General features: G+C 69.4%; 7 protein-coding genes. 5 read left to right on the top strand and 2 right to left on the bottom strand.

The features are described 5' to 3' along the window. Positions 1 to 64 precede the first annotated feature (64 nt). Entirely contained in the window at positions 65 to 1,423 is a 1,359-nt protein-coding gene (locus Q0937_RS16785) for a serine/threonine-protein kinase (protein ID WP_299305996.1), read from the top strand. Positions 1,424 to 1,438: 15 nt separating this feature from the next. On the opposite strand, the gene Q0937_RS16790 is transcribed toward Q0937_RS16785, so the two are convergent. Further along, positions 1,439 to 2,119 (bottom strand): response regulator transcription factor, encoded by a 681-nt coding sequence (locus Q0937_RS16790; protein ID WP_299305998.1) that lies wholly within the window; start codon positions 2,117 to 2,119, stop codon positions 1,439 to 1,441. A 38-nt stretch (positions 2,120 to 2,157) separates the two neighbouring features. Between Q0937_RS16790 and Q0937_RS16795 the strand changes: the two genes are divergently transcribed. From Q0937_RS16795 to Q0937_RS16805, 3 genes are all read left to right on the top strand, one after another. After that, complete coding sequence (locus Q0937_RS16795; RefSeq protein ID WP_299305999.1) at positions 2,158 to 3,996, top strand: sensor histidine kinase; 1,839 nt, start codon at positions 2,158 to 2,160, stop codon at positions 3,994 to 3,996. A 62-nt stretch (positions 3,997 to 4,058) separates the two neighbouring features. Beyond that, positions 4,059 to 5,177, top strand: a complete 1,119-nt coding sequence (locus Q0937_RS16800) for an acyl-CoA desaturase (RefSeq protein ID WP_299306001.1) — start codon at positions 4,059 to 4,061, stop codon at positions 5,175 to 5,177. Positions 5,178 to 5,316: 139 nt separating this feature from the next. Continuing rightward, positions 5,317 to 5,970, top strand: coding sequence for a DUF402 domain-containing protein (locus Q0937_RS16805; RefSeq protein WP_299306003.1), 654 nt, complete (start codon positions 5,317 to 5,319; stop codon positions 5,968 to 5,970). Here Q0937_RS16805 and Q0937_RS16810 read toward each other — a convergent pair. Then, entirely contained in the window at positions 5,957 to 6,454 is a 498-nt protein-coding gene (locus tag Q0937_RS16810; protein WP_299306005.1) for a carbonic anhydrase, read from the bottom strand. The two genes, Q0937_RS16805 and Q0937_RS16810, sit on opposite strands and share 14 nt — an antisense overlap. A 149-nt stretch (positions 6,455 to 6,603) precedes the next feature. Here Q0937_RS16810 and pepN point away from each other — a divergent pair, with 149 nt between their 5' ends. After that, positions 6,604 to 9,153, top strand: coding sequence for an aminopeptidase N (gene pepN, locus Q0937_RS16815; RefSeq protein ID WP_299306007.1), 2,550 nt, complete (start codon positions 6,604 to 6,606; stop codon positions 9,151 to 9,153). Positions 9,154 to 9,225: the final 72 nt, after the last annotated feature.

Consider the following 9,225-nt stretch of genomic DNA (forward strand, 5'->3'; position numbering starts at 1 on the left):
GGTGCCAGATCCTGTGCCCTCGGGCCGATAGCTGCGGACGGTGTGCCCTACCATGACGTCCATCATGTCCGATGTCATCGCTGGTCGTATCGAACTGCTCGCTCCCCTCGCCCGGGGTGCATCGGGCTCCCTGTGGCGTGCGATCGACCGTCGCTACGGAGCGGTCTGCGCGGCCAAGGTGATGCGTCAGCGCGACGGCGCCGATGTGCTGCGCTTCGTGCGGGAGCAGACGGTCGGCTCCGCCCAGGGCCTGGGGAAGCACCCTCACCTCCTCCCTCCCTATACCTGGGTCGCGGAGGACGACACCATCGTGCTGGTGATGCCGCTGGCGCACGGCGGCACGCTGGCCGGAGCCCTCACGGAGCACGGCGCGCTGTCGCCCACCCTGGTCGCCCAGCTGCTGCGACAGCTGCTGGACGCGCTGGCAGCGATGCATGAGTCGAACTGGGTTCATCGCGACGTCAAGCCCGCCAACCTCCTGCTGGAACCCACCGGGGATGGTTCCCCGCACCTGCTGCTCGCCGATTTCGGGATCGCCCTGCACGACACGGACGTGCGGCTGACAGAGACCGGCTTCGCCCACGGCACCCCGGGCTTCATGGCACCGGAGGTTCTCGAGGGACTGGGCACCTCGGCCTCCCAGGATGTGTGGGCCGCCGCGGCCTGCGCTCTCGAGACCCTCGCGCCGCCGCAGCCCCGGGAGCGGCTGCTGCCTGCTGAGCTTCCCGGACGCTTGCACGATGTTCTCGCCCCCAGTTCGGACCCGGTGGCACGGCCACTCGCGTGGCTGCTGCAGGAGATGCTGGCCGCCGATCCGTCGGCCCGACCGGACGCAGCGCAGGCCAGGGACCGGATCCCCCCGCCGTCGTCCCCGGCGACCTCGTGGTCGCGCACCGCGAACGGTGCCCTCTTCGTCGTCACCGACCAGATCGAGACGTCGGACTCTCTGCCAGAAGTTCCTCTCGACGGACCCGGCACTCTCGCCGGACTCGCGCCGGGCCTTCACGAGCGGCTGACGGCCCTGTCCCAGTCCGCGAGCTCGCCACCGGCGGCGTCCTCCGCCGGCCTTCCCCCAGCGCCACCCGTGCTGCCCGTGCTGCCCGTGCAGCCCGTGCAGCCCGTGCAGCCCGTGCAGCCACAGCATCCTGCTGGCACCTCGGGCAGCTCGGGGAGTGCGACGGGCTCGTCGGCGAACACCACGGAGCGCTTCGTGCACGATCCGACCAGGCGGAGGCCCGCGATGCAGCAATCGCCGGGGCAGCCCGCGGCGCCTGCGCCACCGGTTCCGTCTCCGCGTCTTCCGTCTCCGCGTCTTCCGTCTCCGCGTCGCGGCCGGGTGACGTGGACCGGCGTGCTGCTGCTGGTGATCTCGGTGCTGTGCCTCGTCGGCGCCGGGGTCCTGCTGTGGTCGGCGCTGGGCTGAGCCCGTCCGGGCCGCTCACTCGCCGGGGCGGACCAGTCCCGACTCGTAGGCGGCGACCACCAGCTGGGTGCGATCGCGCAGCATGAGCTTTCCGAGCACCCGGGAGACGTGCGTCTTGACAGTCTGCTCGGCCATCACCAGCTCGGCGGCGATCTCGCGGTTCGCCATCCCGCGGGCGACCAGTCGCAGCACGTCCAGCTCCCGTTCGGTGAGCACCGACAGGCTTGCATCCGCACCATCAGGCGGCTCGGGACGGGCCACGAAATCTGCGATCAACGCCCGGGTCACCCGCGGCGCGAGCAGCGACTCCCCCGCGGCGACCACCCGCACGGCGTGGACCAGCTCCTGGGGTGTGGAATCCTTGAGCAGGAATCCACTCGCGCCGGCCCGCAGCGCCGCGAAGACGTACTCATCCGCATCGAAAGTGGTCAGCATGATGATCTTCGGTGGTGTCCCCGGCATCCCGAGCACCTCACGGGTCGCCTCGAGCCCTCCGACGTGCGGCATCCGGATGTCCATCAGCACCACGTCCGGGCGGGTGCGAGAGACCACCTCCGTGATCCCGGAGCCGTCGTCCGCGGTGCCGACCACCTCGATCCCGTCCTGGGCGTTCAGCAGGGCCTCGAAGCCGCCGCGGATCATCGACTGGTCGTCGACGACCAGCACCCGGAGAGTGTGGTGCGCAGCGGGTTCCATGAGCACACCGTATCCCCGTTCGACGGCAGGTCCGTGCCATGTTCCTGGTCCCTGACCGCCGCAGCCTGCGCCAGCTGGGCCCCGATCTGGCGCTGCTCCTCCCCGGGCTGGGGCTGACGATCCTCTCCGTGGTGGTGCTGGTCCCGCTCACCGCTGTCTCCGCCACTCTCGCGATCCTCTGGATCGGGGTCGTGCTGCTGCCGCTGACGCTGACGCTGGCGTCCGGTTTCGCGCGCTGGGACCGGGCTCGCCTCCTCCGCTGGGGACTCGAGGTCTCGGTCCCGCGGTACCGGCCCTCAGGAGCCGGGCCCACCGGTCCGCTGCGCCGCATCACCGATCCGCGCCGCTGGCTCGATCTCGGCTTCGAGGGACTGATCGCCCTGCCGCTGCGCATTCTCACCGGGATGCTCCCCCTGCTCTGGATCCTGGGATCGCTCGGCGGGCTCACGTACTGGGCGTGGGGCCGGCTGCTGCCGTCCGAGACTCGTGAGCTGCCGGGTCAGTGGGCGCTGGCCGCCGTCACCGGACTGGTCCTGGCCCTGACCCTGCCTGCCGCCACGCATCTCCTGGCCCGCCTCGATGCGGTGGTCACGGCGTCCCTGCTCGGCGGCGCCGCGCCGGGTGCTCGCCTCCCCGGAGGCGCGCCTGCTGCAGCATCCAGGATCTCGCCGCTCGCCGCCTCCGATCACCGCCTGCGCGAGAATGCGTGGAGCAGGATGACGATCGCCTACCTCGCCTTCGTGCTGGTGGTCGTCGGCTGGCCGGTCACCGCCGTCGTCTATGCGGTGCACCCCGCCCCCGCGATGGTGATCTCCGTCGCCGCCGGCGCCGCAGCTCTGCTGGGTGCTCGCTGGCCCTGGGCGGGCCTCTCACTCTCCGCAGCGGCCGCGCTCGCGGTGCTGCTGGTGACCGCTCCCGGCCACGGGACCGCACCCTGGCCCTGGCCGGTGACCTCGCTGCTGGCCCATTGCCTCACCCTCGCCGTGCTCGCGATCTTCCATCGCTGGTTCTGGGCGCTGTCCGCATGGTCCGCAGGAGCGATCCTCACCCTGCTGGTGCTGCTGGTGACCGATCCGGCAGAGCTGCCGGGCGGGACGCTGCGCACGGTGACGACCAACGGCGTGGTGCTGGTGGCGATCAGCGGCGGGGTGGTCCTGCTGGGTCTGACCGCGCGGCAGTGGATCCTGGCCCGCGGGCAGGCCGAGCAGGCGCAGAGCGTGAGCGCGGAGGAGATGCGTCGCCGCCGCGAGCTGGAGGATCGAGGACGGATCGCTCGCGAGCTGCACGATGTGGTCGCACATTCCATGTCCGTGATCACGGTGCAGGCGGGCACCGCGAAGTACCGCCTGCAGCACCTCGATGCGGAAACCGTCAAGGAGTTCGAGGACATCGCCGCCTCGTCCCGCCAGGCGCTCGGTGAGATGCGTTCGCTGCTGACGATCCTGCGCACCGACGAGTCGATCGCGGAGGTCTCGATGCCCGGCCTCGCCCAGGTCGAGGAGCTGGTCGGGGCCAGCCGCAGCGCCGGCGCAGAGATCAGCGCCGAGCTCGACCCCGTCGATGTCCCTCCGACCACCGGCCTCACCGCCTACCGCGTCGTGCAGGAGGGCCTGAGCAATGCTCTGCGCCATGCCCGGGGGGCCGTGATCGAGGTCAGGATCGTCCGCCACGATGAGGATCTGGAGATCAGCGTCCACAACCACGCACCCCCACCGTCGGCCGTCCTGCACGATCCGCTCCCCGGCGCTGGGCTGGGCCTGGCCGGCACCCGGGAGCGCGTCGGCGCCCTCGGGGGATCCGTGGAGACCGGGCCGACGCCCGAGGGTGGCTTCCTGCTGCGAGCACGGATCCCGCTGACCGACCCCCTACCCGGGTAGGGGGTCGAAGTTCGCTCCGCCGGGGGACGCGCAGCATCTCCGGGCCTCGTAGCGTCAGGACCATGACCACCACTGTCGAGCCCAGCACCGCCACGTATCGCGCCGCGGACCACACTCGCGACTACTTCGAGCTCTCCGAGCGCGTCAAGGCCGCAGGACTCATGGGGAGGAACGTGCGCTCCTACATGGTCCGGACCGTGGTCCTCGCCGTCCTCTTCGCCGGCGCCTTCGCCCTCCTGCTGACCCTCGGCAGCACCTGGTGGCAGCTGGCCGTCGCCGTCCTCTTCGGCGTCCTGTTCACCCAGGCCGCCTTCCTCGGTCACGATGCTGCTCACCAGCAGGTGTTCGCCAACGGCCGTCGCAACGAGTGGTTCTCCCGGATCATCGGGAACCTCGTGGTGGGGCTCAGCATCGCCTGGTGGAACCGCAAGCACAACAAGCACCACGCGCATCCCAACACCATCGGCCGCGATGGCGACATCGCCCCCGGCTGGCTGGTGTTCATCCCCGGTGATGCGCAGGACCGCACCGGGTTCATGGGGTGGCTCCTGCGACGTCAGGGCTACGCCTTCGTCCCGCTGCTGAGCCTGTTCGCCTTCGTGCTGCACTATGAGGCGATCGCCTCGCTGCTGCGTCAGAAGAAGGTCAAGCACCGCGCGTTCGAACTGGCCCTGGTCCTCATCCGGATCATCGGCTTCCCCGCCATCGTGATCTCCGTGCTCGGGCCGGGCCTCGGTGCCGCCTTCCTCGGCGTGCAGCTGGCCGTCTTCGGCATCACCATGGGCGGCTCCTTCGCTCCGAACCACAAGGGCATGGCCCTGATCCCGCAGGGCATCGAGGTCGACTTCCTGCGCCGCCAGGTGCTCACCAGCCGCAACATCACCGGCGGTCGACTGATGAACATCGCGATGGGCGGGCTGGACCTGCAGATCGAGCATCATCTGTTCCCGCGGATGCCCTCGGCGAACCTGCGCAAGGTGCGACCGATCGTCAAGGAGTTCTGCGCCGAGCGCGGCATCGTCTACACCGAGACGAACCTGATCTCCTCCTACAAGGTCATCATCAGCTACCTCAACAAGGTGGGCCTGGGCTACGCGGACCCGTTCGACTGCCCGCTCGCCTCGCAGCTGCGCGGCGCCCCGCTGCCTGCCTCGCAGCGCGGAGCACCTCTGCCCTCCTGACGGCGCGCCGCACCTCCAGCGAAGAGGGAGGCGGTATGGTCGATCCATACGCCTACCCCTTCACGGGCAGTGCAGCCCCGGCTCGGTGGCCGGATGGGACGGGGCGTCCGTGGAGGCCGATCCGGCCGGGATCACCACCATGTCTTCCACCCCGCGCTGGTCGCCTGGCGACCAGGTGACCTGGACCTACTACACCCCACAGCACCCCACCCGCACCGTCCGCCCCGGCACTGTCGTGCTGGACGATGACCGCGGCGTTGTGGTCTGGATCGCGCCCGGCACCGAGGTGCTGCTGCCCGTGCTGGAGTCCGGTGCGGCCCTGCGCCGCGCCGGAGACGAGGGCATGTTCACCGCCCCTCGTGTCCAGTCCAAACAGCTGTGGACCGGCAACGGCATCCTGATGATCGGCCTGCCGGACTCCCCCTACTCGATCTGGCTGTTCTACAAGGACGACGGCTCGCTGGGCTGCTACTACGTGAACCTCGAGACGCCCTACGAGCGCACTGCGGAAGGCATCCGCACCCGGGACCTCGTGCTCGACCTCGTCGTGCTCCCACGCCGGGACTGGCACTACAAGGACGAGGATGAGCTCGAGGGTGCCGAGCGCACCGGCTACTTCACCGCCGAGGAGATCGCGTCGATCCGTGCCGCCGGCCACCGGGCCGAGCAGCACATCGCCGACTGGACCTATCCGTTCTCCGCCGGCTACGAGTACTTCTTCCCGGACCCGAAGTGGCCGCTGCCCACGCTGCCCGAGCACTACACCTGGGATCTGGACCTCACGCGTCGGTGACCTCCGACAGGGTCCCATCGGTCACGGAGTAGACGAAGCCCCGCACCTGCTCCCGGTGTGGGATGAAGGGGTTGACGGCGAGCCTGCGCAGCGACTGACGGATATCCTCCGCCGGGTCCCCGAAGGCTTCCGCAGCCCAGGCCGGGCGGATGCCGGTGTCCGCCTCGATCTGCGCCTTGAACTCGTCGTCGGTGAAGGTCAGCATGCCGCAGTCGCTGTGATGCAGCAGCACGATCTCTCGGGTGCCGAGCAGTCGCTGGCTGATCGCCAGCGAACGGATCGCGTCCTCGGAGATGACCCCTCCGGCGTTGCGGATGACATGCGCCTCCCCTTCGGACAGACCGAGCAGGCCGTAGACGTTCAGCCGCGCGTCCATGCAGGCGACGACCGCGACCTGCCGCCCCGGAGGCATCGGCAGGTCACCGTGGGAGAAGCCGGTGGAATAGTCCTGGGCGCTGGCGAGCAGCTCATCGGTGACGGACATGGTGGTCCTCCTGGGGATCGAGCGAACAACGTGGCACACAACAGCTTATGGAGGTACTTAGGAGAAGTGTTTGCGGTGCCCAGGAGTCGAGACCTGCTCGAGATCCGTTCGCACCAGTTCACCAGGGTGCCGGTGGCAGGATGGAGCCCATGTCATCCGAGAACCTCACTCGCGACGAGGCCCGCAGCCGCGCCTCGTTCCTCAGCACCGATTCCTACGAGATCCGTCTCGATCTGACCACTGATAAGCGGACGTTCCTCACCGAGACCACGATCCGCTTCTCGTCCGCCGCCGCCCAGGCGACGTTCGTCGACCTCATCGCAGAGTCCGTCGAGGAGATCGAGCTCAACGGTGAGCTGCTCTCCGAGCCCGCCTCGCACTTCGACGGCGCACGGGTGCGCCTGCCCGTGCTGCGGGTGGGTGAGAACACGGTGCGCATCCTGGCGACGGGCCGCTACATGAACACGGGCGAGGGCCTGCACCGCTTCGTCGACCCGGTCGACGACGAGGTCTATCTGTACTCGCAGTTCGAGGTCTCCGACGCCCGCCGCATGTTCGCCTGCTTCGAACAGCCCGACCTCAAGGCGACCTTCGCCCTCACCGTCACCGCCCCTGCGCACTGGCGCGTCATCTCCAACGCCCCCACCCCCGCCTCGACCCCCGCCGGCGAGGGAACAGCCACCTGGGCCTTCGAGCCCACCGAGCGGATCTCCACCTACCTCGTCGCACTCATCGCCGGCAAGTACGAGGGCGGCACCGGGGAGATCACCACCCGCGACGGCCGGACCATCCCGATGGGCGTCTTCGCCCGCGCCTCCCTCGCCGAGCACGTCGATGCCCAGAACGTCATCGACGTGACCAAGGCCGGCATCGACTTCTACGAGGAGGCCTTCGACCAGGACTTCCCGTTCCGCAAGTACGACCAGATCTTCGTGCCGGAATACAACATGGGAGCGATGGAGAACCCGGGCGCCATCACCTACGTCGAGGCATACGTCTTCCGCTCCGAGGTCTCCGACGCGACCCGCGAGCGCCGCGACCTCACGATCCTCCACGAGCTGGCGCACATGTGGTTCGGCGACCTGGTCACCATGCGCTGGTGGGATGACCTCTGGCTGAACGAGTCGTTCGCCGAGTACGCCTCCACGCTCGCGAGTGCCGAGGCCACCAGCTGGACCGACTCCTGGACCACTTTCGCACTGTCCGAGAAGGGCTGGGCCTACCAGCAGGACCAGCTGCCCTCGACCCACCCGGTGGTCGCCGACATGGTCGACTTCGAAGCGGTCGAGACGAACTTCGACGGCATCACCTACGCCAAGGGCGCCTCGGTGCTGCGTCAGCTGGTCGCCTATGTGGGCCGGGAGGAGTTCTTCGCCGGGGTGCGTGCCTACTTCGCCAAGCACGCCTGGGGTAACACCGAGCTCACGGATCTGCTGGTCGAGCTCGAGGCCACCAGTGGTCGTGACCTCAGCAGCTGGGCGCAGCTGTGGCTCCAGCGCGCCGGGGTGAACACGCTGCGCCCCGTGATCGAGCGTGACGGCGCGGGCACCGTGACCCGCTTCGCGATCGCCCAGATCGCGCCGGCGGAGCATCAGACGCTGCGCCCCCACCGCCTGCAGGTGGGCGGCTTCTCGCTGAAGGACGGGGCACTGACGCGCACCGAGTCGGTCGAGCTGGATGTGGACGGCGAGCTCACCGAGGTGCCCGAGCTCGTCGGGAAGCGCGCCGATCTGTGGCTGCTCAACGATGGCGACCTCACCTACTCCAAGGTGCGCCTGGACGAGGAGTCCCTCGCTGTCGCGATGGAGCACCTGCGCACCCTCGACGACTCCCTGGCCCGGACCCTGCTGTGGTCCGCCGCCTGGGACATGGTCCGTGACGGCGAGCTGCCCAGCCGCCGCTACCAGCAGCTGCTCCTCGCGAACCTCACCGGGGAGGACTCCTCCTCGGTGGTGCGCACCCTGCTGCAGCAGCTGGAGACCGTCGCCGGCTCCTATGCCGCCGTCGACCAGCGCGCACAGCGCACCGAGGACGCCGCGAGCGCCGTCTGGGAGCTCGCCCTCGCGGCGGAGGCCGGCTCCGATGCCCAGCTGCAGTTCGTCGAGAGCTTCGCGAAGCTGGCCCGCACCGAGGAGCACCGCCATACCCTCGAGGGGCTGCTCGGCGGGACCACCACCCTGCCGGGGCGCGAGATCGACACCGATCTGCGCTGGAAGCTCGTGATCTCGCTCGCGGTGCTGGGCGGGATCGACGTCGCCGGCATCGACGAGCAGCTCGCCGCCGATGACACCCAGTCCGGTCGCAAGCATGCGCTCACCGCGAAGGCGGCACTGCCCACGGAGGTCTCGAAAGCCAAGGCCTGGCGCCGCACGGTGGAGAAGGACACCATGGCCAATGAGTCGGTCACCGCGGTGATCCAGGGATTCCGCCGGGTGGTCGACGAGTCGCTGCTGGCCCCCTACCGACAGCGCTACTTCTCCATGATCGATCAGGTGTGGGCTGAGCGCTCGAATGAGATCGCCACCCGCCTCGTGGGCGGCTACTTCCCGCACTCCTATGGTGGAGAGGCCGTGCTCGATGCTGCCGATCAGTGGCTCGCCGATGCCGAGGAGGCACCCTTCGGGCTGCGCCGCATCATCATCGAGGGCCGCGACACCGTCGCCCGGCAGGAGCGCGTCCGCGCAGCTGATCTCGGCTGAGCGACGTGCTGCGAGCTCGCGAACGGCAGGAGCACAGTCCAGAAAGCACAGCTGAGCGACGTGCTGCGAGCT

The organism is uncultured Brachybacterium sp. (assembly GCF_947500705.1).
In the GTDB taxonomy this organism is placed as follows: Bacteria; Actinomycetota; Actinomycetes; order Actinomycetales; family Dermabacteraceae; genus Brachybacterium.